The 25,065-nt window shown below is 62.1% G+C and carries 27 protein-coding genes and 1 pseudogene; 8 read left to right on the forward strand and 20 right to left on the reverse strand.

All coding sequences use genetic code 11. The features are described from left to right. The first annotated feature begins 5 nt into the window (after positions 1–5). The 4 genes from BW967_RS13905 (at position 6) to BW967_RS13920 (ending at position 5,604) form a co-directional block, all read left to right on the forward strand. Positions 6–1,394, forward strand: a complete 1,389-nt coding sequence (locus BW967_RS13905) for an aldehyde dehydrogenase family protein (protein ID WP_076485690.1) — start codon at positions 6–8, stop codon at positions 1,392–1,394. Continuing rightward, positions 1,391–2,545 (forward strand): iron-containing alcohol dehydrogenase, encoded by a 1,155-nt coding sequence (locus tag BW967_RS13910; RefSeq protein ID WP_076485691.1) that lies wholly within the window; start codon positions 1,391–1,393, stop codon positions 2,543–2,545. The genes BW967_RS13905 and BW967_RS13910 overlap by 4 nt, the downstream gene beginning before the upstream one ends. 159 nt (positions 2,546–2,704) lie before the next feature. Next, complete coding sequence (locus BW967_RS13915; protein WP_139327841.1) at positions 2,705–4,894, forward strand: YjbH domain-containing protein; 2,190 nt, start codon at positions 2,705–2,707, stop codon at positions 4,892–4,894. A gap of 5 nt (positions 4,895–4,899) precedes the next feature. Next, a complete protein-coding gene (locus BW967_RS13920) occupies positions 4,900–5,604 on the forward strand; it encodes a YjbF family lipoprotein (RefSeq protein ID WP_245826554.1) in 705 nt (234 codons plus the stop codon). Between the two features lie 144 nt (positions 5,605–5,748). On the opposite strand, the gene BW967_RS13925 is transcribed toward BW967_RS13920, so the two are convergent. From BW967_RS13925 to BW967_RS13945, 5 genes are all read right to left on the reverse strand, one after another. Next, on the reverse strand, positions 5,749–5,970 hold the full coding sequence (locus BW967_RS13925) for a hypothetical protein (protein ID WP_076485694.1): 222 nt from the start codon (positions 5,968–5,970) through the stop codon (positions 5,749–5,751). A gap of 254 nt (positions 5,971–6,224) precedes the next feature. Further along, positions 6,225–6,410 (reverse strand): hypothetical protein, encoded by a 186-nt coding sequence (locus BW967_RS13930; RefSeq protein ID WP_076485695.1) that lies wholly within the window; start codon positions 6,408–6,410, stop codon positions 6,225–6,227. A 280-nt stretch (positions 6,411–6,690) separates the two neighbouring features. Beyond that, positions 6,691–7,476 carry a metal ABC transporter permease gene (locus BW967_RS13935; protein ID WP_076485696.1) on the reverse strand — a complete coding sequence of 262 codons (786 nt, stop codon included), beginning with the start codon at positions 7,474–7,476 and terminating at the stop codon, positions 6,691–6,693. After that, on the reverse strand, positions 7,469–8,290 hold the full coding sequence (locus BW967_RS13940) for an ATP-binding cassette domain-containing protein (protein WP_076485697.1): 822 nt from the start codon (positions 8,288–8,290) through the stop codon (positions 7,469–7,471). Before BW967_RS13940 ends, BW967_RS13935 begins: the two co-directional genes overlap by 8 nt. Next, the gene (locus BW967_RS13945) at positions 8,287–8,796 is read right to left on the reverse strand and encodes a Fur family transcriptional regulator (RefSeq protein WP_076485698.1); all 510 of its coding nucleotides are present in this window, start codon (positions 8,794–8,796) and stop codon (positions 8,287–8,289) included. The genes BW967_RS13940 and BW967_RS13945 overlap by 4 nt, the downstream gene beginning before the upstream one ends. Positions 8,797–8,891: 95 nt before the next feature. On the opposite strand from BW967_RS13945, the gene BW967_RS13950 reads away from it, so the two are divergent. The 3 genes from BW967_RS13950 (at position 8,892) to BW967_RS13960 (ending at position 11,456) form a co-directional block, all read left to right on the forward strand. Further along, the gene (locus BW967_RS13950) at positions 8,892–9,860 is read left to right on the forward strand and encodes a zinc ABC transporter substrate-binding protein (protein ID WP_076485699.1); all 969 of its coding nucleotides are present in this window, start codon (positions 8,892–8,894) and stop codon (positions 9,858–9,860) included. Between the two features lie 64 nt (positions 9,861–9,924). Then, positions 9,925–10,950, forward strand: a complete 1,026-nt coding sequence (locus BW967_RS13955; protein ID WP_076485700.1) for an aldose epimerase family protein — start codon at positions 9,925–9,927, stop codon at positions 10,948–10,950. Next, entirely contained in the window at positions 10,947–11,456 is a 510-nt protein-coding gene (locus BW967_RS13960; protein ID WP_076485701.1) for a GbsR/MarR family transcriptional regulator, read from the forward strand. The genes BW967_RS13955 and BW967_RS13960 overlap by 4 nt, the downstream gene beginning before the upstream one ends. 3 nt (positions 11,457–11,459) lie before the next feature. On the opposite strand, the gene BW967_RS13965 is transcribed toward BW967_RS13960, so the two are convergent. Together BW967_RS13965 and BW967_RS13970 are read right to left on the reverse strand one after the other, a co-directional pair. Then, positions 11,460–12,164, reverse strand: coding sequence for a helix-turn-helix transcriptional regulator (locus BW967_RS13965; RefSeq protein ID WP_076485702.1), 705 nt, complete (start codon positions 12,162–12,164; stop codon positions 11,460–11,462). Continuing rightward, positions 12,161–12,646 (reverse strand): hypothetical protein, encoded by a 486-nt coding sequence (locus tag BW967_RS13970; protein WP_076485703.1) that lies wholly within the window; start codon positions 12,644–12,646, stop codon positions 12,161–12,163. Before BW967_RS13970 ends, BW967_RS13965 begins: the two co-directional genes overlap by 4 nt. Before the next feature lie 357 nt (positions 12,647–13,003). On the opposite strand from BW967_RS13970, the gene BW967_RS13975 reads away from it, so the two are divergent. Further along, entirely contained in the window at positions 13,004–13,987 is a 984-nt protein-coding gene (locus tag BW967_RS13975) for a pentapeptide repeat-containing protein (protein WP_076485704.1), read from the forward strand. Here BW967_RS13975 and trpB read toward each other — a convergent pair. The 13 genes and pseudogenes from trpB to BW967_RS14045 all read right to left on the reverse strand — a co-directional run bounded on the left by trpB (position 13,984) and on the right by BW967_RS14045 (position 24,969). Continuing rightward, positions 13,984–15,216, reverse strand: coding sequence for a tryptophan synthase subunit beta (trpB, locus tag BW967_RS13980; RefSeq protein WP_076485705.1), 1,233 nt, complete (start codon positions 15,214–15,216; stop codon positions 13,984–13,986). The genes BW967_RS13975 and trpB overlap by 4 nt on opposite strands. A gap of 102 nt (positions 15,217–15,318) precedes the next feature. Beyond that, positions 15,319–15,993, reverse strand: a complete 675-nt coding sequence (locus tag BW967_RS13985) for a phosphoribosylanthranilate isomerase (RefSeq protein WP_076485706.1) — start codon at positions 15,991–15,993, stop codon at positions 15,319–15,321. A gap of 6 nt (positions 15,994–15,999) precedes the next feature. Then, on the reverse strand, positions 16,000–16,356 hold the full coding sequence (locus BW967_RS13990; protein ID WP_083952257.1) for a LapA family protein: 357 nt from the start codon (positions 16,354–16,356) through the stop codon (positions 16,000–16,002). An 8-nt stretch (positions 16,357–16,364) separates the two neighbouring features. Then, the gene (ihfB, locus tag BW967_RS13995) at positions 16,365–16,652 is read right to left on the reverse strand and encodes an integration host factor subunit beta (protein WP_076485707.1); all 288 of its coding nucleotides are present in this window, start codon (positions 16,650–16,652) and stop codon (positions 16,365–16,367) included. 289 nt (positions 16,653–16,941) lie between these two features. Continuing rightward, complete coding sequence (gene rpsA, locus BW967_RS14000) at positions 16,942–18,621, reverse strand: 30S ribosomal protein S1 (RefSeq protein WP_076485708.1); 1,680 nt, start codon at positions 18,619–18,621, stop codon at positions 16,942–16,944. A 182-nt stretch (positions 18,622–18,803) separates the two neighbouring features. Beyond that, entirely contained in the window at positions 18,804–19,454 is a 651-nt protein-coding gene (locus BW967_RS14005) for a transglycosylase SLT domain-containing protein (RefSeq protein ID WP_076485709.1), read from the reverse strand. Between the two features lie 147 nt (positions 19,455–19,601). After that, the gene (locus BW967_RS14010) at positions 19,602–20,234 is read right to left on the reverse strand and encodes an NAD(P)H-dependent oxidoreductase (RefSeq protein WP_076485710.1); all 633 of its coding nucleotides are present in this window, start codon (positions 20,232–20,234) and stop codon (positions 19,602–19,604) included. Positions 20,235–20,354: 120 nt separating this feature from the next. Beyond that, on the reverse strand, positions 20,355–20,693 hold the full coding sequence (locus tag BW967_RS14015) for a hypothetical protein (protein ID WP_076485711.1): 339 nt from the start codon (positions 20,691–20,693) through the stop codon (positions 20,355–20,357). Positions 20,694–20,726: 33 nt separating this feature from the next. Then, complete coding sequence (locus tag BW967_RS14020) at positions 20,727–21,323, reverse strand: (d)CMP kinase (protein WP_076485712.1); 597 nt, start codon at positions 21,321–21,323, stop codon at positions 20,727–20,729. Positions 21,324–21,427: 104 nt separating this feature from the next. Beyond that, positions 21,428–22,774: a 3-phosphoshikimate 1-carboxyvinyltransferase gene (gene aroA, locus BW967_RS14025; protein WP_076485713.1), complete on the reverse strand. Its 1,347-nt coding sequence runs from the start codon at positions 22,772–22,774 to the stop codon at positions 21,428–21,430. Positions 22,775–22,844: 70 nt separating this feature from the next. Continuing rightward, entirely contained in the window at positions 22,845–23,570 is a 726-nt protein-coding gene (trmB, locus tag BW967_RS14030) for a tRNA (guanine(46)-N(7))-methyltransferase TrmB (protein ID WP_076485714.1), read from the reverse strand. Between the two features lie 42 nt (positions 23,571–23,612). Continuing rightward, a pseudogene (gene queF / locus BW967_RS14035) lies at positions 23,613–24,076 on the reverse strand (preQ(1) synthase). 446 nt (positions 24,077–24,522) lie between these two features. Then, complete coding sequence (locus tag BW967_RS14045) at positions 24,523–24,969, reverse strand: DMT family transporter (protein WP_076485716.1); 447 nt, start codon at positions 24,967–24,969, stop codon at positions 24,523–24,525. Between the last annotated feature and the right edge of the window lie 96 nt (positions 24,970–25,065).

The raw sequence follows: 25,065 nt of genomic DNA on the forward strand, positions 1-25,065 counted from the left end.
TCGACATGACGAAGATGATCCAGTGTATCTCGCCCGTGGATGGGCGGGTCTATGCCGAGCGGCCGGCCCTGAGCCTGCCCGATGCAGAGGAAATGGCCGCGCGCGCCCGCGCTGCCCAACCCGCATGGGCCGCGCGCCCACTTGAAGAGCGTATCGCGCTGGTGCAAGCCGGGGTGGCCAAGCTCAACGAGATGAAAGACCGCGTGGTTGAAGAACTCGCTTGGCAAATGGGCCGCCCCACCCGCTTTGGCGGCGAATTTGGCGGCGTGAATGACCGCGCCAATTACATGGCCGAGATCGCCGCCGAAACGCTGGCCCCCAAAGTGGTGGAAGACAGCGATAAATTCCGCCGTTACCTCGCGCGCGAACCAGTGGGCGTGGTCTTTATCATCGCGCCGTGGAACTACCCCTATCTGACCACGATCAACACGCTCGCGCCCGCGCTGATTGCGGGCAATACGGTCGTGCTCAAACATGCCACGCAAACCATGCTGGTGGGCGAACGGCTGACCGAAGCCTTCCACGCGGCGGGCGTGCCCGAAGACGTGTTCCAAAACGTCTATCTGACGCATGACGTGACCGAGGCGCTGATCGGCCAGCGGGCGTTCAACTTCATCAACTTCACCGGCTCGGTGAACGGCGGTGCCACGATCGAGCGCGCGGCGGCGGGCACTTTTGCGGGTGTCGGGCTGGAGCTTGGCGGCAAAGACCCCGGCTATGTGATGGCCGATGCAGATCTTGATGCCGCGGTCGATGGCCTGATGGATGGCGCGATGTTCAACGCGGGCCAATGTTGCTGCGGGATCGAGCGCATCTATGTGCACGAAAGCCTTTATGACGCTTTTGTCGAAAAGGCCGTGGCTTGGGTGAAAACGCTCAAACTGGGCAATCCGTTTGAGCCCGAAAGCACGCTGGGCCCGATGGCGAATAAACGCTTTGCCCATATCGTGCGCGACCAAATCGCTGAGGCCGTGGCCGAGGGCGCCGAGGCGCTCATTGACCCGGCGCTTTTCCCAGCCGATGATGGCGGCGCTTACCTTGCCCCGCAGATCCTCGTCAATGTGAACCACGAAATGCGGGTGATGCGCGAAGAAAGCTTTGGCCCCGTGGTCGGCATCATGTCGGTGAAAGACGATGAAGAAGCGATCGCTGCGATGAACGACAGCCCCTATGGGCTGACCTGCTCGATCTGGACTGCCGACCCCGACAAAGCCGCCGAAATTGGCGCGCGGCTGGAGACCGGCACCGTCTTCATGAACCGCTGCGACTATCTTGACCCGGCTTTGTGCTGGACCGGCTGCAAAGACACCGGGCGCGGCACGGCGCTTTCGGCGCTTGGCTATTACTCGGTCACCCGACCGAAATCCTACCATCTCAAGAAGGTGACGAAATGAGCGTTCCGAGCATGAACTGGGGCTACCCCACGCCGATCAAATTTGGCCCCGGGCGGATTGCCGAATTGGCCGAGCATTGCAAGGCCGTGGGCATGGCGAAACCGCTTTTGGTAACCGATAAAGCGCTTTCCAGCCTGCCGATCACCGCAGGCGCGCTGGATGTGCTCGCCAAAGCGGGCCTTGGCCGCGCGATGTTTTGCGAGGTGGACCCGAACCCGACCGAAGCCAATATGAAAGCGGGCATCGCCGTTTACAAAGCGGGCGGCCATGATGGCGTGGTCTGCTTTGGCGGCGGCTCAGCGCTCGATCTTGGCAAAATGATCGCGCTGATGGCCGATCAGCCCGAAACGCTCAGTGTTTGGGAATTGGAAGACATCGGCGATTGGTGGACCCGTGCGGATGCGTCGAAAATCGCCCCGATCATCGCGGTGCCGACCACCGCTGGCACGGGCTCGGAAGTGGGCCGCGCAGGCGTGCTGACAAATTCCGACACGCATAAGAAAAAGATCATCTTCCACCCGAAGCTGATGCCCGCAATCACCATTTGCGACCCGGAGTTGACGGTGGGCATGCCCGCCTTCATCACCGCAGGCACTGGCATGGATGCGCTGGCGCATTGCCTTGAGGCCTATTGCTCGCCCTTCTATCACCCGATGAGCCAAGGCATCGCGCTGGAAGGCATGCGGCTGGTGTTTGAAAACCTGCCGAAAGTCTATGCCAACCCGACTGACCTTGAGGCCCGCGCGCATATGATGAGTGCGGCGGCGATGGGCGCCGTGGCCTTCCAAAAGGGCCTTGGCGCGATCCACTCGCTGAGCCACCCCGTTGGCGCGGTTTATGGCACGCACCACGGCACAACGAACGCCTGCGTGATGCCGATGGTGCTGGATTATAACCGTTCGGCCATTGAGGAGCGGATCGAAAAAGCCGCTGCTTACTTGGGTATTTCGGGCGGGTTTGACGGGTTCCGCGCCGCGATTGTTGCGCTGCGCAAAGAGCTTTCCATCCCCGAAACCCTCACCGACATGGGCGTGAAGGCAGAAGACCTCGATATGCTCACCGAAATGGCGCTCGAAGACCCATCTTGCGGCGGCAACCCAATCGAAATGACGCAGGAAAATACCCGCGCGCTTTTCGCCGCCTGCATGTAAGGGCGCGAAATTGACCTCCCCGGCGGCGTTCACGCGCCGTCGGGTCTTTTCTTTGCGGCATTCGTGCCATGGCAGGGCAAAACTGCCTTGCGGCGACGTGTTTCATCTCGTCTCTGCGGTGAAATTGGGTATAACGGCCCAAAGACTTCGGAGGAACGCGTGCAGTCTGCCCAACCGAACCGGTCCGCCCTGCCCCGGACCGCTATGCCTCATTCCCGCAACCGGGCCGCGCTTTTGTGCGCGTCTGCCCTTGTGTATGCCGTGTCAACCGCTGTGCCAGGGCTCGCCGATCCGATGGTCGGCGCCTCGCGCAACACCTATGGCATGCCCGGCTTGATCGACATGCCAACGGCCGAAGGGTTTAGCGATGGCACGCTTGGTGTCTCGATCACGGCGCTGGGGGGCGGCACGCTGCGCAACACGCTCACCTTCCAGATCGCCCCGCATGTGACCGGCGCGTTCCGCTATTCGCGCGTGCCCGACCTGATGCCGATCCCCGATGGCTCTGGCGGCATCTCTGGCTACAAAGAGCTTTACGACCGCTCGTTCGACATTCGCTGGCAAGTGCTTGAAGAGGGGCGCTATACGCCTGCGCTCGCCGTCGGCCTTAACGACATGGTCGGCACCAGCGTCTATTCCTCGGAATATATCGTTGCCACCAAAGGCTTTGGCAGCGCGCTGCGGGTCACGGCGGGCGTTGGCTGGGGGCGCTTGGGGAGCTTTGGCTCTATCGGCTCCACCGGCACGCGCCCGGTTTATGACTACAATTCCAACGGCGGCGAATTCAATTCGGGCGCATGGTTCCGCGGCGATGTCGCCCCCTTCTTTGGGGTGAGCTACAAATTCAACGACCGGCTGACGCTGAAAGCGGAGTATTCCTCTGACGCTTACGTGCAAGAAACGCGGCTAAGCGACTGGGAACACCAAAGCGCTGTGAACGTGGGGCTGGATTACAAACTTGGTGCCGCGACGAACCTGCAGATGTTCTATCTGCATGGCGACAAGATCGGCTTCCAGTTCTCTTATGCGATTGACCCGAAACGGCCCGCCTATCCGACCGGGCTTGAAAGCGCGCCGCTGCCGGTGCGCCCGCGCCCGGCGCAAAGTGCCGATGTTGATGGATGGTCGGGGGCTTGGACCGCCGATCCCACTGCACAACCCGCGATTCAGGGCGCCATCGCGCAGGCGCTGGCCAAAGACGGTCAAATCCTCGAATCGATGTCGCTGACGGCGACCCGGGCCGAGCTGCGCGTGCGCAACGAAACCTATAACGCTGCGCCGCAAGCCGTGGGCCGTGTCGCCCGCATCGCCACCCGCGCCCTGCCCTCCTCGGTCGAGACGATCACCGTCACGCTGATGGAAAAAGGCATGGCCGTGTCGTCGGTGACCGTAACCCGCTCTGATCTGGAGCGGTTGGAAAACGGTCGATCCGGCGACATCCTGAGCGTTGCACAAATCACCGAAGCCGGGAAAGACCCTACCCAAGTGGTGACCGAAGGGCTGTTCCCGCGCTTCCAATGGTCTTTGCGGCCCTATCTGGAAGCCTCGTATTTCGACCCGGATTCGCCACTTCGTGCCGATGTCGGGCTGAGCCTGAAGGCGCGCTATGATCTAGGCAGTGGTTTTGTGCTGTCGGGCGATCTGCGGCAAACGCTGCTGGGCAACCTTGACCAAAGTGACCGCGTCTCGACCTCGACCGCGCCGCATGTGCGCTCTGACAGTTCCGAATACCAAAAGAACGGCGATCTTGCGCTGCACCGCTTGACCTTCGCCCACTATGGACGCCCGGCCGAGAATCTTTATTCGCGCCTGACTGTAGGCTATTTGGAGCGTATGTACGGCGGTATTTCGGGCGAATTGCTCTGGAAACCGGTCGACAACCGGCTGGCACTCGGCGTGGAGGCCAACTGGGTCACCAAGCGCGACTATGACCAACGCTTTGGCTTCCAAGATTACGATGTCGCCACCGGCCATGCCTCGGCCTATTACGATTTCGGCGGCGGCTATACTGGCGAATTGGACCTTGGCCGTTATCTCGCCAAAGATTGGGGCGCGACGATCTCGCTCGCGCGCGAATTCTCGAACGGTTGGCAGGTTGGTGCTTTTGCGACGGTGACCGATATGTCTTCGGCAGATTTCGGCGAAGGCTCGTTTGACAAAGGTATCCGCATCACCGCACCGATTGCTTGGCTCTCGGGCAAACCCTCGCGCGCGTCGATGAGTACCGTCCTGCGCCCGCTGCAACGCGATGGCGGCGCCCGTCTGGATGTTGACGGACGTTTGTACGAAACGGTGCGCAGCGACCATATGGGGGCGCTTTACGAGAACTGGGGGAGGTTCTGGCGGTGAGCACGATGATGCGCAAATGGCGCCTCGGCGCGCTTGCAATGGCCGTTTTGGTGGCGGCTGGCTGTAGCCATGACAGTGCCCGCGAAGACCGCCAAGGCGGTCTCTTTCGCGCGATGACCGCCGATTTGAAGGGCAAGGTTGCCGCGCGGCGCGCAAAATCTGAAGGCGTGACCGCCCCTGATCCAGAGGCCATGGCGCGCGAGGCGCTGGCGCTCAACCAAGGGCCGCTGCTCTTTTCAACCCGCGAAAATGCCGGAACCGGGCCCGCTGTTTTGGGCATGATCGGTGAAAACGGCCCAATGCGCACCTATGCCACGCCGCAAATGCAGACCCTGATGCTGCGCAACGGGTTGGTCGTCGGCACGCGTGGCTTGGGGCATGATATGATGTCCGCCGAGGTGGACGAGGTCGCCACGCTGATCCATGCGCGCCGCGCCGGGACGGGCGCACGCGTGATCCGCCTGCTTGACGGGCTGGGCACTGAACGCCCGCTTCCGCTCACCTGCACGGTGGCACCGGCCCAAACCGGTGCGAAATACAGCTTCGCCGGGCGCGACTGGAACGGCACGGTGATGGCCGAGCATTGCACCGGGCAAGGGTTTGACTTCACCAACAGCTACCTTGTCACCAGCAGCGGGCAGATCGCCACCTCACGCCAATGGGTGACCCCGGAGCTGGGCTATTTCACGCTGCAAGTGCTGCGCCCCTAACTCGGCCCGACAGTCGCGAAACCTATTAGAAAGGCCGGAGCATCACTGCTCCGGCCTTTTCGGTTGGTACGCGTTACAAAGCGCCCCTCATGCGAGCGCGGCTGGTGGCCATTCTGACCGAAGCCCTGAACGTCTTTCTGACCGTCAGTTGGTGGTGCCGGTGGCCGAAGTCCCGCCTGCTTCCGACATGGCCGAGGCCACAACAGTCGCCACAGTCGTGGTGCTGGACGAAGCAGAGAGCGCGCTGATCACCATGCCATTGGGGGCGGTCGGCGCGAGAGCGGAAATGATCGGAAGGACCGGTTGCGCCGAGACCGAAGCAACCGAAAGCATGAGAGCGACCACAGGAAGGAAGATCTTTTGCATTTACGTTTCATCCTGGCGTTAGGGTTTCGATAACCAATGGATACACGATTCCCCCCCAAATTCGAAGCAAAGGCTGCTGAATCGGGCCAGCAAAGTAAACACGTGGTTAAAATGCGGAGAGTTTGTGGCGTAACCGTGGCAAAGGCTTAAGGAAACCTAAACCGATGCCCCGCCAAGCGCGTAAGCAAAAAGCCGGAAAGCTTGCGCTTTCCGGCCTTCTCGTGGTCCGAAGACCGCGAAATTCGGTGTCGAACTTAGTTCGACGAAGCCGCAACGGCGACGCCGACGAGCAGCAGCACCGGGATCAGGATGCCGGCGTTCGAGGACGACGACTCGGCGACGACCGGGGTCGCGTCGACGACCGGGGCGGTGTAGCCGCCGGCGAAAGCGGTGGAAGCCGAAAGGCTGGCAACCAGGGCGATGGTAGCGATCTTTTTCATTTTAAATCTCCGTCATTGCTGTAGAGAGCCGCCAAGCCCGGCAGCATCACGGCGAGAAAAGCACAAGCGTTGGGAATTGCAAAGGGTAAATCGCGGGCCCTTTCACGTGGCGTAAAGGAAGTGTTGCGGTTTTGCACGCATCTGCAGAAAATCCCCCGAAAACCCATGATAAAAGGGCTTGAAGCGGCCCTTCTTGCACCCGCAGGACGCGAAAAATGAGCGCTCGAGGAAAAGCTTTGATGCGTCAGAGATGGTGCAAGAGGTCGGTGTGAGGCGCCACTCAACCGCGCCGCTTCACACCCAAGCTCAGCACAAAGATCAGCGCCGCAACAACGACGATGGACGGGCCTGCTGGCGTGTCGAAATTGAGCGAGGCCTGTAGCCCGCCCAGAACCGAGGTGGCTCCAATCGCCGTCGCCGCGAGCGCCATCGACTCGGGGCCGCGCGCAAGTTGGCGTGCGGCGGCCGCCGGAATGATCAAAAGTGCCGCGATCAACAGCGCGCCTACGATCTTGATCGCCACCGCCACCGTCAGCGCCAAGGCCAAGGTCAGCACCAACCGCGCGCGCAGCGGATCTTGCCCCGAGGCTTGGGCGAGTTCTTCGTTCACTGTGGCGGTCAAAAGCTCCTGCCAGCGCCAGATCAAAAGCACCGCAACCACGGCAGAGCCGCCCCAAACGACGGCCAAATCGGTGCGGCTCACGGCCAAAATATCTCCAAACAGAAACGCCGTCAGATCGACCCGCAGCCCCGAAATGAACGATGCCGCGACAAGGCCAAAGGCCAGCGCCGCATGGGCGAGCACGCCCAAGACCGTATCCATCGCATGCCCGCGCCCGGACAGCGCCGCCACGGTCAGCGCCATTGCAAGCGCGACAACCAGTGTGCCCGCATAAAGTGGCAGCCCAAACCCAAAGGCCAGTGCTACCCCTAAAATCGCGGCATGCGAGGTGGCATCCCCGAAATAGGCCATACGCCGCCAGACCACGAAAGAGCCGAGCGGCCCGGTGGCAAGCGTCAGGCCAATGCCCGCCAGCGCGGCACGGATCAGAAAATCGTCAAGCATGGTCGTGGGTGCATCCTGCGGCGTGATGGTGGCCGTGGCTGTGGGGCTCATGCGGATGGGCAACATGGGGCGCGCCATGGTCATGGCCATGCCCCTCGTCTTCCTCATGATCATGGTCGTGCATATGGCGGTAAAGCGCGAAGGCGCCCCCGGTGCCAAGGCCAAAAAGCGCGCGATATTCCGGCGCGGCAGAAACGACCTTGGGCGTGCCTTGGCAGCAGACATGGCCATTGAGGCAAATCACCCGATCAGAGGCAGACATCACCACATGCAGATCATGGCTGACCATCAGCACCGCGACACCCATTTCCGCGCGGACCTCTTCAATCAGTCGGTAAAAGCCCGCCGTGCCGGGCTGGTCGAGCCCCTGCGTTGGCTCATCCAAGATCAAAATATCGGGGTTTGCCAAAAGCGCGCGCGCCACCAGCACGCGCTGCAATTGCCCCCCCGAAAGTCGCGCCAATTGCCTTGGGCCAAGCCCCGGCACACCGGTGCGCGCCAAAGCCGCCTCGGCCTGCGCATCGCTCACCCGGCGCGGCAAAGACAGGAAACGCCGCACCGTCATCGGCAGGCCGGCATCAATATGCAGCTTTTGCGGCACATAGCCGATTACCAGCCCCGGCGCGCGCGTGACCGCCCCCGTCGCGGCGGCTTCAAGGCCAATCAAGGCCCTGATCAAGGTGGATTTGCCCGAGCCATTCGGGCCAACAACGGTAACGATTTCGCCGCGCTCAATCGCAAACTGAACTCCGCCCAGCACCGTCGCCTCGCCATGGCGCACTGACAGGTTCTCGGCGGCAATCAACGCACTCATGCGGAAGCCTCCGCCTTGGCGCGGCAATCTGGGCAAAGACCCAGCGCCTCAAAACTTGCACGCTCTACGGTGAACGCAAGCTCCCCGGCAACCAGATCAAGCGCTTGGCGCAGCGGGGCCGCCTCGGCTTCCACCACGGTGTCGCACTCCCGGCAGATCAAGAACACCGGCGCATGCGCCTCGCCCGGATGCATACAGGCCGCAAAGGCATTGAGCCGCTGCACCCGATGCGCCAGCCCCGCCTCGACCAGAAATTCCAACGCGCGATAAGCGACGGGCGGCTGATTGCCAAAGCCCTCCGCCGCAAGACGATCCAGCACCTCATAGGCGCCCATCGCCCGATGCGCCTCCAGCAATATCTCCAGCACCCGCTTGCGCACGGGCGTAAACCGCAGCCCCCGCCGCTCGGCTTCAGCCGCCGCGCGCTCAAGCACGGCCCCCGCGCAATGCGCATGGTCATGCTGGCCGAAGGCGCAGCCCGGATCGGTAGGGGTATCGTGAGGCATGTTACTTTATCACATTTCTCTTGACCTGTTACGGTATAACATAGATAACCCGCAACCGACCCGCAAGTTCCCCCTCACCTTCCTCTGAGGTTTCGATGAAGAAGACACTGATCCCCGCGCTCGCGCTTTTGCCCCTGCCCGCTTTGGCCGATGTGCCGAATGTGGTGACAGATATCCCCGCCGTGCATTCGCTCACCGCGCAAGTGATGGGCGATCTGGGCAGCCCCGCCGTTTTGCTCGAACAGGGCGGCAATGCGCATAACTACCAGATGAAGCCGAGCCAAGCAGCCGCCCTGCAAAACGCGGATCTGGTGATCTGGCTCGGGCCGGAAATGACCCCGTGGCTGGAACGCGCCATTGACGGTGTCAGCTTGAAAGGTGCGCAACTCGAATTGCTTGATGCCCCTGGCACGCATCTGCAAGATTTTGACGGCCATGCCCATATGCACGCCCCCGCCGAAGAAGCGCAGGATCACGAAGCCCATGAAGAAGACCATGATGAGCATGGCGAAGCAGATCACGACGATCATGACCATGTACACGAAGGGCTGGACCCCCATGCCTGGCTGACGCCCGAAAACGCCGAAACTTGGCTGGGCGTGATTGCCCAAGAGCTTTCGGCAGCCGATCCGGAACATGCCGCGATCTATGCCGCCAATGCCGCCACCGCGCAGGAAGCCCTGCGCGCCCTAGACGCACAAATCACCGCCGAACTGGCCCCGGTTGCGCAGAAACCCTTTGTCACCTTCCACGCGGCCTATGGCTATTTTGCGAGCCATTACGGGCTGAACGTGGCCGGCGCGGTCAATCTGGGCGATGCAACCGCGCCGGGCGCCGCGCATTTGGCCGAATTGCGCGACCAATTCGCGGCCCAACACATTGTTTGTGCTTTCCCCGAAGCGCAGCATGACCCGAAGCAAATTGATGCTCTGCTCGAGGGCACCTCGGTTAAGCGCGGCGGCACGCTCGATCCCTCTGGTTCCGCCCTGCCCTATGGCCCCGAGCTTTACGCCGCGCTGATGACCGGCTTGGCCGACACATTGCGCGATTGCCTTTCCGAATAAGGTCTTACGCACTCTTGTTCGTCCGGGGCATTCGTGAAACGCTCCGGGCGAACAAGGGGGCGCCATGTCAGCCGATATCCGCCGTTTCGGCACCACATCCACAGGAGACTTGGTCGAGGCCGTAACGCTGCGCGCGGGCGAATTGACTGCGCGGCTAATCACCTTTGGGGCCAGCTTGCAAGATTTGCGTCTGGCGGGCACACCTTGGCCGCTGATCTTGGGCTCCGATACCCTTTCCGCCTATGAAAGCGGGGCGCTGGCTTGGGCAGGCGCTGTGGTCGGCCCGGTGGCCAATCGGCTCTCAGGCGCGCAGGTCGAAATTGCCGGGCAGCTTTGGCGTGCCGCGCCAAATGACGGGGCAAACCTGTTACATTCGGGCGATGCAGGCTGCTCTCAGCAGGTTTGGGAAATCGAAACCGCCAATGCTGACAGTGTCACCTTTCGGCTTGATCTGCCGCATGGGGCGGCCGCCCTTCCCGGAAACCGGGTGCTGCGGGCCTGTTATCAGATCTTGGCGCCAAGCACGCTGGAGATCACGCTCAGCGCAGAAACCGATGCCGAGACGTTGATGAACCTTGCGCATCACCCCTATTGGAACCTTGACGGCAAGCCAACCACCGCAGCGCATCATTTGAAAGTTGCAGCAGAGCAGATGCTGCCCTGCGATGCGCAAAACCTGCCGCGCGCCCCGATTTCAGTCGCGGATACGGTCTATGACCTGCGCCAAGCGCGCCTTGTCGCCGACCTGCCGCCGCTCGATAACAATTACTGCCTGCCCGGCACGGGGCTGCGCGCGGTAGCAGAACTGACCGGCAGCGCGGGTGTTTCGCTCACGATTGAAACCGATGCACCCGGACTTCAGGTCTATGATGGGCAGCATATCGGCGCGCACCCAGTCCTTGGCCTCAGCGGTGCGGCGTATGGCCCCCATGCAGGTCTTGCACTTGAGCCGCAGATGTGGCCCGATGCGCCGCAACATCCCGATTTCCCTGCCATTACGCTCCATCCGGGCGAAACGTGGCGCCAAGTAACCCGATTGCAGCTGAGCCGTAGCATTTCCACGGACAAGCCCGCGAGGACCGCGCTATGACCACCCCGCCCGCCTCCGAAGTCACGGCGCTGTTTGCCGATCTCGCCACCCGTTTTGGCATGAGCCGCGCCGCGGGCGCCTGCCTTGGCACGATCTGGCGCGCGGCGCAGGCCCCCTCTGCCGAAGACCTGTGCAACGCGCTTGGCCTTTCGCGCTCCAATGTCTCGGTCGCGCTGAAAGAACTGCGCCAAGCGGGGCTCGTGCAGGTGGCGCGCGCGCCAGGCACAAGGCGTGATTTCTATGTGGCTGACCCAAACCCTTGGGCGCTGCTGCGCGCCGCGCTGGCGGACCGCCACCGCCGCGAAATCGCCCCCTTAACCGACAGGCTCGCCACACTGGCCGCGACCGATAACACGGACCCGCGCGTTGCGGCGCTGGCCGAAATGTCAGCAGTGGCCGAGGATTGGTTTGCCCGGCAACTGCGCCGCGATGCCGCCGATTTCGCGCAATTCATGGGCGCCGACAAAGCCGAGAAGAAAAAGAAGAAAGGCCAGCGCGGCAAATAAGGCTTAGGCCTTACTCACCCGCGCCGCACGCGCACGGCTTTTCGTAGCAGGGGCGCTTTTGCGCAGCACCGTCTCTGCGCCCGTCTTTTCCGCTTTCGCCGCCGTGCGGGGCGCTGGGGTGGCAGACCGGGGCACCGGATGCGTCTCTGCACGATCAACTGCGGCGCGTTGCTCGGGCACTTCCATCAGATCCTCGATAAAGAGGCTGACAAGCTGGCTGCGCGCCCCCACCCCGGCCTTGCGATAAATCGAAGCCGTCTGCGCCTTCACCGTACCCTCGGACGTGGCCCGCAATTGCGCGATCTCGGCCAAGCTCAGCCCTTTGATCGCGAAAAGCGCCACATCGCGCTCTGCCGGGGTCAGGCCCCATTCGGTGAAACGCTCTTCCAAAAGATCGGCAAATTCCGCCGAAGCGCGCCGCAAACCTTCGCGCGCCACTTTCGCTTCACGCCGCACCGCCAACAGCACATGCGCGCCAAAGCCAAGCCCGACCAAAAGCGCGACAGCCGCGCCAATTTCAAACGCCTCGCGCAGTTCCCACGGGATCGGCGGCAAAGCGATCCCGATCAGCGCCGAAACGATATCGGAAACGTAGTAGAGTGCCGGGATTGCTTGAAGAACGAACAAGGCCACAACGATCACCCGCGAGCGCAGCCAGCTTTGCACAACGGGCGAGGGGCGAGCCGATTCGGAGATTTGCTCGGTCATCTGAAAGCCTCCCCGCCGCGCGATCCCCCAAGACCATGATCTGAGGGACCGGAAGGCCGATCCGGCGGATCACCCGCTGGACCGCCCGGACCGCGCCCCTCCCCCGGTGCACCGGGCGGCGGACCATCGGGACGCGGACGCCCATCGGGAGCCGGGCGCCCCCCCGGCCCACCACGCTGGCCCTCCCGCGGGGGGCGGACATAGTCGCGAAGAACTTCGTCATTGCGCGGGTCGAGCACGATCTCGCGCTCCCCCTCTTCCCCCTGCGCCACGATGCGCGTGCGGCGCAGCCATGTCTTGGAGGTGGTGATATCGGTATAACCTTCGGCCTCAAGCTCCGAGATGATCTCTTCTTGTCGGTCGGCCAGCACCGGTCCCGCAGTCGCCATGACCACGCCCAGCATCACCGTGGCAAAGGCCAATTTGCCCGGCCATTGCCCCGTGCTGCGATCGCCTTCACGTGTTCCGATCAACCAATCCATCTCGTTCCTGCCTTGCGCCAGTGCGCGTCAATTCTGCCCCAGCTTTGTCTGCGATCGACCGGGAGCCCGCTCCGCCCCATCTTCCGTGAGCGATAGGAAACGGAGGCCCCCGGGCCCCCGGCCGAAAATCTGGCTCCCTCGGACCGATTGGGGTCGGCTGGCTGGGAGGGAACCTGGCCACGCTTTGGGGGACGGGCCAAGGGTAGGAAACGCCTGCCGCACACGGAAAGCAAGCAGTGCGAGAGACGTTTTTCAGCTTAAAGCACTTCTATAAACCCCCGGTATATACGCCCAAGGCCGATTGACGCGGGCTTTCGCGCGCGCCTAGGCTGGGGCGATTTGTGACGAGGATATTTCATGCCCGGTTCGAAGCGCTTCAAAGCGCAAAAACGCCTTTTCCTACGCCAAGCGACGCAGCACCCCGCGCCGGGTTTACGCCCCGCAAAGACCGCGCATCCCGCCCATATGGCGGGCGGGCGGGAGATTACCAACGGATGGGCGTGGTTTGAGCGCGTCGTGCTGATGGCGACCTTGGTTTCGGTGATCTTCGGCATCTGGGCGTGGAAGGAAGAACACGACACCCGCCGCGAGGAAGCGATCAACCGCGCATGGAGCATCCTGACCGCCCCGGCCACCGGCAATTCGGGCAAGCGCGAGGCGCTGGAATATCTGGCGGCGCAAGGGGTGTCGCTGCGGGGGATTGATCTGTCGTGCGAAAAGATGGGCGGCGGTTGGGATGAGGCGCAGAAGGCCTGTGACAATCCGGTGGATTTGATGCGTCTGACGCCAAAGGCGCCCGAGGGGGAGCGAGTGGACCTTTACCGCGCGCATCTGCAGGGGGCGAAGCTCTTGCTCGCGCATCTGGCGGGTGGGAACCTCGGGGAGGCGCACCTGGAAGGGGCAGACCTCAGAGTCGCGCATCTGGAGGGGGCGGGGCTCTTCGAAGCGCATCTTGAGGCGGCGCGGCTCGGGGGCGCGTATCTGCAGAAGGCAAGCCTCCGGGAAACGCATCTGGAGGGGGCGGCGCTTTGGGAGGCGCAGATGGAAGGGGCGGACCTCCGGGGCGCACATCTGGAGGAGGCTTCCCTTTGGAAGGCGCAGATGGAGGGGGCCGACCTTTCGTACGCGCATCTGGACCGGGCTCAGATTTCGGGCGCCGATTTCAACAAGGTCGTCGGCCTAGACACCGCCCATTTCACCGACGTCTGGGCTTGGGCCGACAGCCCGCCCATCGGCCTACCCGCAACCATACCCGTCACGCTCTGCCAGTATCGAGACGGGATGGCTCGCTACCTGGAACCCTTCTTCATCCGCCCCGATCCCTGCCTACCGCCGGATTAAACCTTCATCTCCTCGCCAAGGTGTTTGGCGACGGTGAAGATGTCTTTGTCGCCCCGGCCCGAGAGGTTGATCACGATGATATGGTCTTTGGGCAGCGTGGGCGCGAGTTTCATCACATGGGCGACCGCGTGGCTACTCTCCAGCGCCGGGATGATCCCTTCGGTGCGGCAGCAGAACTGGAACGCCTCCAAAGCCTCGGCATCGGTGATCGACACATATTCCGCCCGCTTGATGTCGCGCAGCCAGCTATGTTCAGGGCCGATGCCGGGATAATCGAGGCCCGCCGAGATCGAATGGCCTTCGAGAATCTGCCCGTCTTCGTCTTGCAGCAAATAGGTACGGTTCCCGTGCAGCACGCCGGGCCGCCCCCCGGTGAGCGAGGCGCAATGCTGCATCCGGTCATCCACGCCCAAGCCCCCGGCCTCAACGCCGATGATGCGGACCTCTTTGTCATCAAGGAACGGGTGAAACAGGCCCATCGCGTTCGACCCCCCGCCCACGGCGGCAATGATCGTATCGGGCAAGCGGCCTTCGCCCTCTTGCTGTTCAAGCTGCCAGCGGGTTTCGCGCCCGATGATGGATTGAAAATCGCGCACCATCGCCGGGTAAGGCGCGGGGCCCGCCACCGTGCCGATGCAATAGAAGGTGTCGCGCACATTGGTGACCCAATCGCGCAAGGCGTCGTTCATCGCGTCTTTCAGCGTGCCGCGGCCAGAGGTCACCGGCACCACTTCCGCGCCCAGAAGCTTCATGCGGAACACGTTCGGGGCCTGACGCTCCACATCGGTCGCGCCCATATAGACGATGCATTTGAGCCCGAACTTGGCGCAAACCGTCGCCGTCGCCACGCCATGCTGGCCCGCGCCGGTTTCGGCAATGATCCGGCTTTTGCCCATGCGCCGCGCGAGCAGAATTTGCCCCAGCACGTTGTTGATTTTATGCGCGCCGGTGTGGTTGAGCTCTTCGCGCTTGAGGTAAACCTTGGCCCCGCCCAATTCCTCGGTCATGCGCGGCGCGAAATACAAAGGCGAGGGGCGGCCCACATAGTCGCGCCAAAGCAGGTCCATCTCCGCCCAGAAGGTCGGATCGGTTTTGGCATGTTCGTATTGCGCTTCCAGCTCCAAAATGAGCGGCATCAGCGTTTCCGAAACGAACCGGCCCCCGTGGATGCCGAAACGCCCGTTTTCATCCGGCGCGGTCATGTAGCTGTTGGGCAGATCTTCGGCCATTGGTCTCATTCCCCTGTTCCCTTGCCCCGCAGATAGCGCGCTCTTGGGGCTGGGTAAAGTTTCCCATGCAGATAAGGCTGAAATACCGCGGGCCTTGGCGGCTTAGGCGCTTTGCGCGGCCTGCACGAAGGCGGCGATCTTGGCGGCATCCTTCACGCCCGGCGCGCTTTCCACGCCTGACGACACATCGACCTGCGTTGCCCCCGTCAGCCGCACCGCCTCGGCCACGTTGTCGGGCGTAAGACCGCCGGCCAGCATCCAAGGCCGCACCCAGTCGCGCCCGGCAATCAGACGCCAGTCAAACGAGAGCCCATTGCCGCCGGGAAGTGTGGCCTCTTTGGGCGCTTTGGCATCAAGCAGGATTTGATCGGCGACCGCCTCGTAATCCGCAATCGCTTTCAGGTCTGCTGCCTCGGCCACGCCCACCGCCTTCATCACCGGCAGGCCGTAGCGCGCGCGCAATTCGGCCACGCGGGCGGGGCTTTCTTTGCCGTGAAGCTGCAGCATATCAAGGGGCACTTCGGCGGTGATCGCATCAAGCAGGTCATCCTCGGCATTCACCACCAGCGCGACCTTGGCGAGCCCCAAGGGCGCAGCCAGCGCCAGTTCCCGCGCTTGGGCAATTTCCACATGGCGCGGCGAGCGCGGGAAGAAGACGAGCCCCATATAGCCTGCGCCAGCCTCAGAGGCTGAAACGACATCTGCGGGCGTTTTCAGCCCGCAGATCTTACAGCGCACCCCGCCGGGGCGGCCTTTATTGATGGCAACGGTGACCATGCCGCGTTAGGCGCGCGGCTTGTCGAGCAACGCCAAAACGTCATCCCGCGGGCCTTGGGTCTTTTCTTTCAAACGGCCCAGCTCACGTTCAAGGTTTTGCGCGCGCTTGGTCGCTTTGCGGGCGGTTTTACGGAAGCTCCGCTCGCGGAAGAACTCCCAAAAGAAGCCAACCAGCAGCCCGACGCCGAGCCCCGCAAAGATCACGAGGTAAAGCGGCACATCCACGCGCCAGTTCATGCCCAGATAGGTCTCGGCCTCTGCGGGCAGCAGTTGCAGCGCGACGATGGCGCGATTCGACATCGCCAAAACGACCAAAACAACGGCGAGCACCAACAGGAACAGGTAGCGGATCAGGCGGATCATCTGGGGTCTTACTCCTCTGCCCCGTTCAGCCGGTCTCGCAAAAGCTTACCGGTCTTGAAGAAGGGGACGTGTTTTTCTTCTACCGCGACCGAGGTGCCGGTGCGCGGGTTGCGCCCCGTTCTAGCATCGCGTTTCTTTACCGAAAAGGCGCCGAAACCGCGCAACTCAACCCGGTCTCCACGGGCCATCGCTTCAATGATCTCTTCGAAGATCGTGTTGACGATCTTTTCGACGTCACGCTGGAAAAGGTGAGGATTTTCCTCGGCAATCTTGGCGATCAATTCAGATCGAATCATAATATCCCCCCGTAGGCTATCCGACTGTCAGCCCTATTTTCTCTTTCTCCGACTATAGGAGGAATTCTCGGCGTCTCAAACAGCAAAGGCTTGGAAAAACGGGGAATTCAGGGGGGATAGCGGGAGATTTGGGCACGCTTTTCGCTTTGCAGGCGGCATTCTCGGGGCGGAAAGCGGCCAGATATGGCTCAGAAGCGCCTCTTTCGCCCCTTCAACACACCTTTTGCGCGAATCGAAAAGCAAAAGGCCCCGCCTGCGCGGGGCCTTTCCGTTCCCTTTCGGGAGAAGCTTATTCGCGGCCTTTGAGGGCGGCGCCGAGGATGTCGCCGAGCGAAGCGCCCGAGTCCGACGAGCCGTATTGTTCCACGGCTTCTTTCTCTTCAGCGATTTCACGCGCCTTGATCGACACGCCCAGTTTGCGGGTTTTGCTGTCGACGTTGACAACGCGCACGTCCACGTGGTCGCCCACTTGGAAACGCTCGGGGCGTTGGTCGGCACGGTCACGGGCAAGGTCCGAACGACGAATGAACGACTTCATGCCGTTGTATTCGACTTCGATGCCGCCGTCTTCGATCGCGGTCACGTTCACGGTGATCACCGAGCCACGTTTCACGCCATCAACCGCATCAGAGAAGGTGTCGGCGTCGAGCGCTTTGATCGAGAGCGAGATACGCTCTTTGTCGATATCCACTTCGGTGACCGCGGCTTTGACCACGTCGCCTTTGCGGTAATCTTGGATCGCTTCTTCGCCGCGCTTGTCCCACGACAGGTCCGACAGGTGAACCATGCCGTCGATGTCGTTGTCGAGGCCGATGAACAGACCGAATTCGGTGATGTTCTTCACTTCGCCTTCGATCATGCTGCCAACCGGATGGGCGTCAGCAAACGATTCCCACGGGTTGCGCATGCATTGTTTGAGGCCAAGCGACACGCGGCGTTTCGCGGTGTCGATCTCGAGCACCATGACGTCGACTTCTTGCGAGGTCGAAACGATTTTGCCGGGATGCACGTTTTTCTTGGTCCACGACATTTCGGACACGTGAACCAGACCTTCGACACCAGCTTCCAACTCGACGAATGCGCCGTAGTCGGTGATGTTGGTGACGCGGCCTTTGTGGACCGAACCGAGCGAGAATTTGGTTTCCACCGAATCCCACGGGTCGTTTTGCAGCTGCTTCATGCCGAGGCTGATGCGGTGCGTTTCCTTGTTGATCTTGACGACTTGAACCTTGACGGTTTCGCCGATCGACAGGATTTCCGACGGATGGTTCACACGGCGCCACGCCATGTCGGTGACGTGCAGCAGGCCGTCCACGCCGCCCAGATCAACGAACGCACCGTATTCGGTGATGTTCTTGACCACGCCGTCGACCACTTGGCCTTCCGACAGGTTGCCGATGACTTCGGCACGCTGTTCGGCACGCGATTCTTCGAGAATGGCACGACGCGACACAACGATGTTGCCACGACGACGGTCCATTTTCAGGATTTGGAACGGCTGTTTCAGACCCATGAGCGGGCCAGCGTCGCGCACCGGACGCACGTCGACTTGCGAGCCGGGCAAGAAGGCCACAGCGCCGCCCAGATCGACGGTGAAGCCGCCTTTGACGCGACCGAAGATGGCGCCATCGACGCGCTCTTCCGAAGCATAGGCTTTTTCCAGACGATCCCAAGCTTCTTCGCGACGGGCTTTCTCACGCGAGATGACGGCTTCGCCACGCGCGTTCTCGACGCGATCCAGATAAACTTCGACCTCATCGCCAACGGCGATCGAGGGAGCTTCACCCGGGTTCGAGAATTCTTTCAGGTCAACGCGGCCTTCCATTTTGTAGCCGACGTCGATGATGGCTTGGCCCGCCTCGATGGCGATGACTTTGCCTTTGACGACCGAACCCTCTTGGGGGGTGTCGATCTCGAAGCTCTCTTGGAGAAGGGCTTCAAATTCTTCCATTGTTGCTTTGGCGCACATTCGTCTCAGTTTCCTTTACATCATGGTTTGACTGGCCATGCGGTTGGCTCCGCCGGTCTTTCGTTGCGAATGTCGCAAGGGGGCAGCCCATGGCTACCCCCTTCGACCGGGCCCCTATAGGCGCGAATCGCCCTCAGGGCAAGGATTTGTTGGCAAATGTGGGGGTGAGCGCGATCCGGCTCCTACCCGCAGAAGGGCAAGGCACGCACGGCGGCTTGCACGTCCGCCTTGCGGGAGTCCTTGCCGATCCGCATCGATTTCCATGTCCGCGCGATGCCGCGATACTCGCCCGAGCGCGCGCCCTGCGCCACCAGCCCATCGCGTGCGACACCGCTTTGCATCCGCGACACGGCGCAATCAATGCTTTCCAGCGGATTGGTCAGGCTGGCCGTCGCCGGATCATAGGTGCAGACCTTGTTCGACTTGCCATAGGTCAGCTGAAACAGCCCAGCACGGTCTTTCCCGCGGGGCGATTTCGCAGGCACCACCAAACCGGGCACGAAGTCGCTTTCCTGTCCGGCAATCGTCACGGCAATCTGCGCCCACACATCCACCCGGCGCGCGCGCGGGAGTTCCGCAAAATTGGGGCAATAATCCGCTATATCGGCGGGTGTGCCCATTTTATCGAGGTATTTGTAAATTCGCTCACGCAGGCGGGTCGACCAAATTTTCCGTTCTGGATGCCCAACCTCCCAAGCCAAAACCGGACGGCCATTCATCATCTGCGTCGCAGGGCCCTGTGCCGCAACCGGCATAGAACTCAAGACCAAGCCCAATGTCAGAGCGGCGGCCGAAACTTTTTGGGTGAAACGTGCGATATGCGTGGTTGGCATGAAGAATTTTCCTCCGTTTTGCCGGGGGTGAACGCGATCCTTCAAGCCGCAGTTTAGCCTAGTGGCGAATCCCCCTGCCGCGCAACACCGCAATATAAAAGGCGCCGCCTTGCGGCAGCGCCTCGCAAAACAGGGGGTTTTGCGCGCTCAGTCGATCCGCGTGACCAGCTCGCTCAGCGGCTTACGCACTTTCTTCATGCCCAAGAGCCAGTCACCCTCGTTGGCGCGGTAGCCCAGCGGCATCAGCGTAACCGAGCGCAGGCCCTTTTCGCGCAGGCCAAGGATTTCGTCGACTTTTGCGGGGTCGAACCCTTCCATCGGGGTGGCATCCACCTCTTCTTCGGCGGCTTGGGCCAGCGCGATGCCAAAAGCGATATAGGCTTGGCGCGCGGCATGGTCGAAGTTCACCTCCGCCGGGCGGGGCAGGAATTGCGCTTTGAGGTTGTCATAGTACGGCGTGACCATTTCGCGCGGGATACCGCGCTCCGCCACGGTGTGATCGACCACAGCCTCAATGCGCGCGTCGGTGTAATTGTCCCAAGCGGCAAAAACGATCAGATGCGAACCATCGGTGACTTGGGCCTGATCATAGGCGGCCCCGCGAAGTTGCGCGCGCAGATCGGCATTGGTGATCACCAGAATTTCAAAGGGCTGAAGCCCCGAAGAGGTCGGCGCAAGCTGCGCCGCAGCCAGAATGCGGGCCACCTTCTCTTCCGGCACGGCTTTGGCCGGGTCCATCTTTTTGGTGGCGTAGCGCCAGTTGAGCGTGTCGATCAGCATGAGGGGTCCTTATTGCGCGATCTTGGAAGGAGCCGCAGATTAGACGCACCCAAAAACCGCACAATGGCAAGTTCTGCGCAATGGCGCACGGACCCCATGCGCGGCGGCACAGAGTCAGGCTTAAAGCCCGGTCACGAAGACGCTGGAGATATCGAAGTAAAGATCGCGGTTCTCGCCCGCCTTTTCCAGCGTCAGCACATCCACCGCGCGGCCCGAGGGTTGCATCATCAGCCCCTGCGTTTGCACCTGCCAACCGGGGAAATGCTCCGAAACATAGGCGTATTCGGCGGCAACGCTGCTGGCCGGGATGGCGCTGGCGGGGCTGGTGCCGGGGGGCTCGGCAACCTCTACAGGCGGCGGGGTCACGGTCACCGGTGCGGGGGCAGATGGCGCCTCCATGCAAGCCGAAAGCGCCGCTGCGAGCCCGCAAAGCAGAACGGAAGACCCAATACCCTTCATGAAACCCTCTTTATCTTTTGGTTTGGCGACGATTCACGCCATCGCCTTTGCAATCAAATCACAAGCGGCGGCCACGGCGGCCTCGATGCTCATGTCAGAGGTATCAATCTGCACCGCATCCTCGGCGGGTTTGAGTGGCGCATCGGCGCGGTTCATATCCCGCTCATCGCGGGCGCGGACCTCGGCCAAGACCTGCGCCTCATCGCCGCCCAGTTCCAGCCAGCGGCGATGCGCCCGTACCTCGGCAGAGGCGGTGACAAAAAGCTTCACCTCCGCCGTGGGGCAAATCACCGTGCCAATATCGCGGCCATCAAGCACCGCACCGCCCGCACGGCGGGCAAAATCGCGCTGATAGTCAAGCAGGGCTTGGCGCACCTCGGGGATCACCGCGACCTTGGAAGCCGCCTGCCCCGCTGCAAGCGTGCGCAGATCCGCGCGCGCAAGGTCTGCAGGCGTCAGGCTGCGCGCGGCCGCGACCGGGTCCAGCCCCTCTGCCTCGGCCTTCACCCCAACGGCACGGTAAAGCGCGCCGGTATCAAGATGCGCGAAGCCGAACTTTTCCGCCACCGCGCGCGACAGCGTGCCTTTACCCGCCGCAGCGGGCCCATCAATCGCGACTGTGAACTGCATACGGCCCTCTCGTTTTCTCCGCAGCGCCTTCAGCGGGGATATTTATGGCAAGATGAAAAACACTTTCAGCTTGCCGGAATAGCCCCACAGAACGTCTCGCTTTCTTACTCTGCGCGCGTGATCGTAGCGCCGAGCCCGCGCATCAGCTCTTCAAACACCGGGAAAGAGGTCGCAATCGGCGAGCCGTCATCCACCGTGATCGGTTGCTGACTTGCAAGCCCGAGCACCAAAAAGCTCATCGCGATACGGTGGTCGATATGGGTTGCCACCGTCGCGCCGCCCGGAACGCCATCCGGCCCAAGGCCATGCACGATCAGCGTGTCCTCGTCTTCCTCAATTTTGACGCCGCAAGCCTCAAGCCCGCGCGCCATCGCGTCGATCCGGTCGCTTTCCTTCACCCGCAACTCATGCACACCGGGCATGGTGGTGGTGCCACGCGCACAAGCCGCCACTGCCGCCAGCACCGGATATTCGTCAATTTGGCTTGCCGCGCGCGCGGCGGGCACGGTGATCCCCGTCAGCTCCGAATAACGTACGCGCAGATCGGCGACCGGTTCGCCGCCCTCTTCGCGCTCGTTCAGAAATTCGATATTTGCGCCCATTTCCTTGAGCGTCAGGAAGAGCCCATTACGGGTCGGGTTTTGGCTGACGCCCGGCACCATGATGTCAGAGCCCGGCACCAACAGCGCGGCGCAGACCGGGAAAGCGGCAGACGACGGGTCGCGCGGCACGGCTACCTTTTGCGCGGTCAGTTCCGGCTGGCCCTTGAGCGTGATCCGGTTGCCCTCGGGCGTTTCTTCCACCGTCACCTCGGCGCCAAAGCCGCGCAGCATCCGCTCGGTATGGTCGCGGGTGGGGGTTTTCTCAATCACCACGGTCTCGCCCGGCGCATTGAGCCCCGCGAGGAGCACCGCAGACTTCACCTGCGCCGAGGCCATCGGCGTGGTGTAGCACACCGGCACAGGTTCTGCCGCACCGACCACCGTCATCGGCAAACGACCGCCTTCACGGCCATAAGCCCGCGCGCCAAAGAGCGCGAGCGGGTCCGTCACCCGGCCCATCGGGCGTTTGCGCAGGCTCGCATCGCCCGTGAAAGTGGCGGTCAGCGCAGAACTCGCCATGCACCCCATGATCAGCCGCACCCCGGTGCCCGAATTGCCGCAATCAATCACCGCCTCGGGTTCGGCAAAGCCGCCCACGCCCACGCCCTCTACCGACCAAGCGCCGGGGCCATGTTGGGTGACCGTGGCGCCAAACGCCTGCATCGCCTTGGCGGTATCGAGCACATCTTGGCCTTCCAAAAGCCCGGTGATCTCGGTGCGCCCAACCGACAGCGCCCCCAAGATCAGCGCCCGATGCGAGATCGACTTGTCGCCCGGCACCTCGGCCACGCCCGAAAGCGGCCCGCCCTTGCGCGCGGTCATCAAAATAGGATCGCCGTGACCGGACATGAAAAGCCTCCCTGATGGTTCGGCCTCCCATAGCGCAAGCCGCGCCCGCCTAAAAGCCCCAAGGGGCGGCTTAAGGTTTGCGGAAAGTGGCGTAATCGGGCACGCGACCTTCGCGCAGCGCCTTTTGTTCATAGCGGGTCGAGATCCAATCCTCCCACGCCGTGCCGGAATGCGCGATGAGCTCAAAGCCCGCTTTCGGCACTTCGCGCAAAGCTTGGCGCATGTAATCGGGAATATCGGTGGCGACGCGGAACTCCGCCCCCGGCGCAAGGCACCGATAAAGCGGCACAAGATGGTCTTGCGTAACAAAGCGGCGGCGATGATGGCGACGCTTTGGCCAAGGGTCGGGATAGTTCAAAAACGCTTTGGCAACCGAGCCCTCGGGCAGCACATCCATCACATCGCGCGCGTCCCCCGGCCAAACGGCAACGTTTTCCACGCCCGCCGCGCGAATTTTGCCCAAAAGCATCGCAACGCCATTGATGAAAGGCTCACAGCCCAGAATGTTGATCCCCGGATAGGTGGCGGCCATATGCACCATGTGCTCGCCGCCGCCAAAGCCAACCTCCAGCCAAAACGGCGCATCATTGCCAAAGATCGTCGCCGGATCGACCACATCCCGCTCAGGGTTTTCTTCGCGCGAAAAGCCCTGCGGGGTCAGCGTGTCGAGATCTTCGCCCAAGTAAACCTTTTGGCTTGGGCGCAGCGTTTTGCCTGCGCGGCGGCCATAGAAATTGCGCCACTCCGGTTGCGGGGCGGCGGCGGTTTCCTCGGGGATGTTGGTCTCTTCGCTCATGGCCGCGCCTTTAGGGGGCTGTTGCGCCTCGGTCAAGCCTTCTCAACCGCGCCCGCGATAGGGGGCCACACCCTGATCGGGGATCCAAACACCTTCGGGCGGCGCCCCGGTTTGCCAAAAGACATCAATCGGAATGCCCCCGCGCGGATACCAATAGGCCCCGATGCGTAGCCATTTCGGCGCGAGCAGCTCCACCAGCTCAGCGCAATCTCAACGGAGCAGGTCTCGTGAAACACGCCATGATTGCGGAAACTTGCCAGATAAAGCTTGAGAGATTTGCTCTCCACCAGCCAGTCACCGGGGATGTAATCAATCACGATATGGGCGAAATCAGGCTGCCCCGTGAGCGGGCACAGCGAGGTAAATTCCGGCGCGGTAAAGCGCACGGTATAATCGGTGCCCGGATGCGAGGCCGGCACACGCTCCAACACGGCCTCTTCCGGGGAGGTCGGCGCGGCGACAGATTGGCCCAATTGGGTCAAACCAGATGTATCGGTGCGTTCCATAAAATCTCTACCTTCAAAAATGTTGAAATCGCTGCTTTGGCAGGGCCACAGCTTCTCTCTTGAACCTATTGACCGTTGCGGATCGCGCGCTGAATGATTGGTGCCACCGTCTGAGCAGAAATCCCTCGATCTTTGCAATAGGGCGTCACAAGCCAATCTGACACGCGTTTTTGCCCTTTACTCGCGTTACAGCCGCGGCAGCAAAGCGCAATATTGTCCTCACGGATGAGCGTCGCGTCATTGATGATATGCTCCCAACTCGGCCCAGATCTTGCAGAGACTTTGAAGGCCGTGAAAGCCGTTCCGCAGTAAACACAGACTTGGTCGCGCGCCCGCACCTTTGCCTCAAGCCATGCAGGGATGTTCCATCGGTTCGCCACAGAGGCACCTCCTGCTCTTAGACTTGCATCAAGGCGCGCGGGACAACGCCCCCGGGATTTGACGCATTATCCGCGCATGATCAAGAAAAGCCCACTCGCCATCAGGCCAAGGCCCGCAGCGCGGGCGAGGCTGATCGGGCGTGCAATCGCCCCGAAAAGACCGAATTGGTCGATCAGCGCGGCGGAAATCATCTGCCCCATCAACACGAAGAACACCGCATTTCCCACGCCAAAGCGCGGCGCAACAAAGGTGACAGAGAGCACGTAAAAACAAACCAGCAGCCCCGCCAAGAACAGATGGCGCGGTTGTGCGGGCACGTCACGCAGCGCCGTTGGCCCTGCGGTGACCAGCATCACCACCACCGCGCCCGTTAAAGCGACGCAAAACAAAACAACCGCCGCCACCACGGGCGAGCCGATCCGTGTGCCGAGTTGCGCATTGAGCGCGGCCAAAACCGGAATTCCAATACCCGCGGCCAGCATCACTGCCGCGTAGCGCAAGCTCTCGCCCATGCGCACCTCCCATTTCTCCCATGGCAAGGCTCGCTGAACTGCGGCGCTGAGGCAAGCGATACTGCGCTGTTGCACCTCGCGCTACCTCAATACGCG

It is taken from the genome of Rhodobacter aestuarii (assembly GCF_900156655.1).
Lineage (GTDB): Bacteria > Pseudomonadota > Alphaproteobacteria > Rhodobacterales > Rhodobacteraceae > Rhodobacter > Rhodobacter aestuarii.

Excerpts from the sequence above, each read along its gene's own strand:
- BW967_RS13975 (WP_076485704.1), top strand. The coding sequence starts at position 13,004 with ATGCCCGGTTCGAAGCGCTTCAAAGCGCAAAAACGCCTTTTCCTACGC.
- BW967_RS14045 (WP_076485716.1), bottom strand. The coding sequence starts at position 24,969 with ATGGGCGAGAGCTTGCGCTACGCGGCAGTGATGCTGGCCGCGGGTATT.
- BW967_RS13940 (WP_076485697.1), bottom strand. The coding sequence starts at position 8,290 with ATGAGTGCGTTGATTGCCGCCGAGAACCTGTCAGTGCGCCATGGCGAG.
- BW967_RS13950 (WP_076485699.1), top strand. The coding sequence starts at position 8,892 with ATGAAGAAGACACTGATCCCCGCGCTCGCGCTTTTGCCCCTGCCCGCT.
- aroA (WP_076485713.1), bottom strand. The coding sequence starts at position 22,774 with ATGTCCGGTCACGGCGATCCTATTTTGATGACCGCGCGCAAGGGCGGG.
- BW967_RS13910 (WP_076485691.1), top strand. The coding sequence starts at position 1,391 with ATGAGCGTTCCGAGCATGAACTGGGGCTACCCCACGCCGATCAAATTT.
- BW967_RS14015 (WP_076485711.1), bottom strand. The coding sequence starts at position 20,693 with ATGAAGGGTATTGGGTCTTCCGTTCTGCTTTGCGGGCTCGCAGCGGCG.
- BW967_RS14020 (WP_076485712.1), bottom strand. The coding sequence starts at position 21,323 with ATGCAGTTCACAGTCGCGATTGATGGGCCCGCTGCGGCGGGTAAAGGC.
- BW967_RS13945 (WP_076485698.1), bottom strand. The coding sequence starts at position 8,796 with ATGCCTCACGATACCCCTACCGATCCGGGCTGCGCCTTCGGCCAGCAT.
- BW967_RS13925 (WP_076485694.1), bottom strand. The coding sequence starts at position 5,970 with ATGCAAAAGATCTTCCTTCCTGTGGTCGCTCTCATGCTTTCGGTTGCT.
- BW967_RS13990 (WP_083952257.1), bottom strand. The coding sequence starts at position 16,356 with ATGATCCGCCTGATCCGCTACCTGTTCCTGTTGGTGCTCGCCGTTGTT.
- BW967_RS14010 (WP_076485710.1), bottom strand. The coding sequence starts at position 20,234 with ATGCTGATCGACACGCTCAACTGGCGCTACGCCACCAAAAAGATGGAC.
- BW967_RS13905 (WP_076485690.1), top strand. The coding sequence starts at position 6 with ATGACGAAGATGATCCAGTGTATCTCGCCCGTGGATGGGCGGGTCTAT.
- BW967_RS13930 (WP_076485695.1), bottom strand. The coding sequence starts at position 6,410 with ATGAAAAAGATCGCTACCATCGCCCTGGTTGCCAGCCTTTCGGCTTCC.
- BW967_RS13985 (WP_076485706.1), bottom strand. The coding sequence starts at position 15,993 with ATGGTCACCGTTGCCATCAATAAAGGCCGCCCCGGCGGGGTGCGCTGT.
- rpsA (WP_076485708.1), bottom strand. The coding sequence starts at position 18,621 with ATGTGCGCCAAAGCAACAATGGAAGAATTTGAAGCCCTTCTCCAAGAG.
- BW967_RS13965 (WP_076485702.1), bottom strand. The coding sequence starts at position 12,164 with ATGACCGAGCAAATCTCCGAATCGGCTCGCCCCTCGCCCGTTGTGCAA.
- BW967_RS13960 (WP_076485701.1), top strand. The coding sequence starts at position 10,947 with ATGACCACCCCGCCCGCCTCCGAAGTCACGGCGCTGTTTGCCGATCTC.
- BW967_RS13920 (WP_245826554.1), top strand. The coding sequence starts at position 4,900 with ATGATGCGCAAATGGCGCCTCGGCGCGCTTGCAATGGCCGTTTTGGTG.
- ihfB (WP_076485707.1), bottom strand. The coding sequence starts at position 16,652 with ATGATTCGATCTGAATTGATCGCCAAGATTGCCGAGGAAAATCCTCAC.
- BW967_RS13935 (WP_076485696.1), bottom strand. The coding sequence starts at position 7,476 with ATGCTTGACGATTTTCTGATCCGTGCCGCGCTGGCGGGCATTGGCCTG.
- trpB (WP_076485705.1), bottom strand. The coding sequence starts at position 15,216 with ATGGCCGAAGATCTGCCCAACAGCTACATGACCGCGCCGGATGAAAAC.
- BW967_RS13970 (WP_076485703.1), bottom strand. The coding sequence starts at position 12,646 with ATGGATTGGTTGATCGGAACACGTGAAGGCGATCGCAGCACGGGGCAA.
- trmB (WP_076485714.1), bottom strand. The coding sequence starts at position 23,570 with ATGAGCGAAGAGACCAACATCCCCGAGGAAACCGCCGCCGCCCCGCAA.
- BW967_RS14005 (WP_076485709.1), bottom strand. The coding sequence starts at position 19,454 with ATGCCAACCACGCATATCGCACGTTTCACCCAAAAAGTTTCGGCCGCC.
- BW967_RS13955 (WP_076485700.1), top strand. The coding sequence starts at position 9,925 with ATGTCAGCCGATATCCGCCGTTTCGGCACCACATCCACAGGAGACTTG.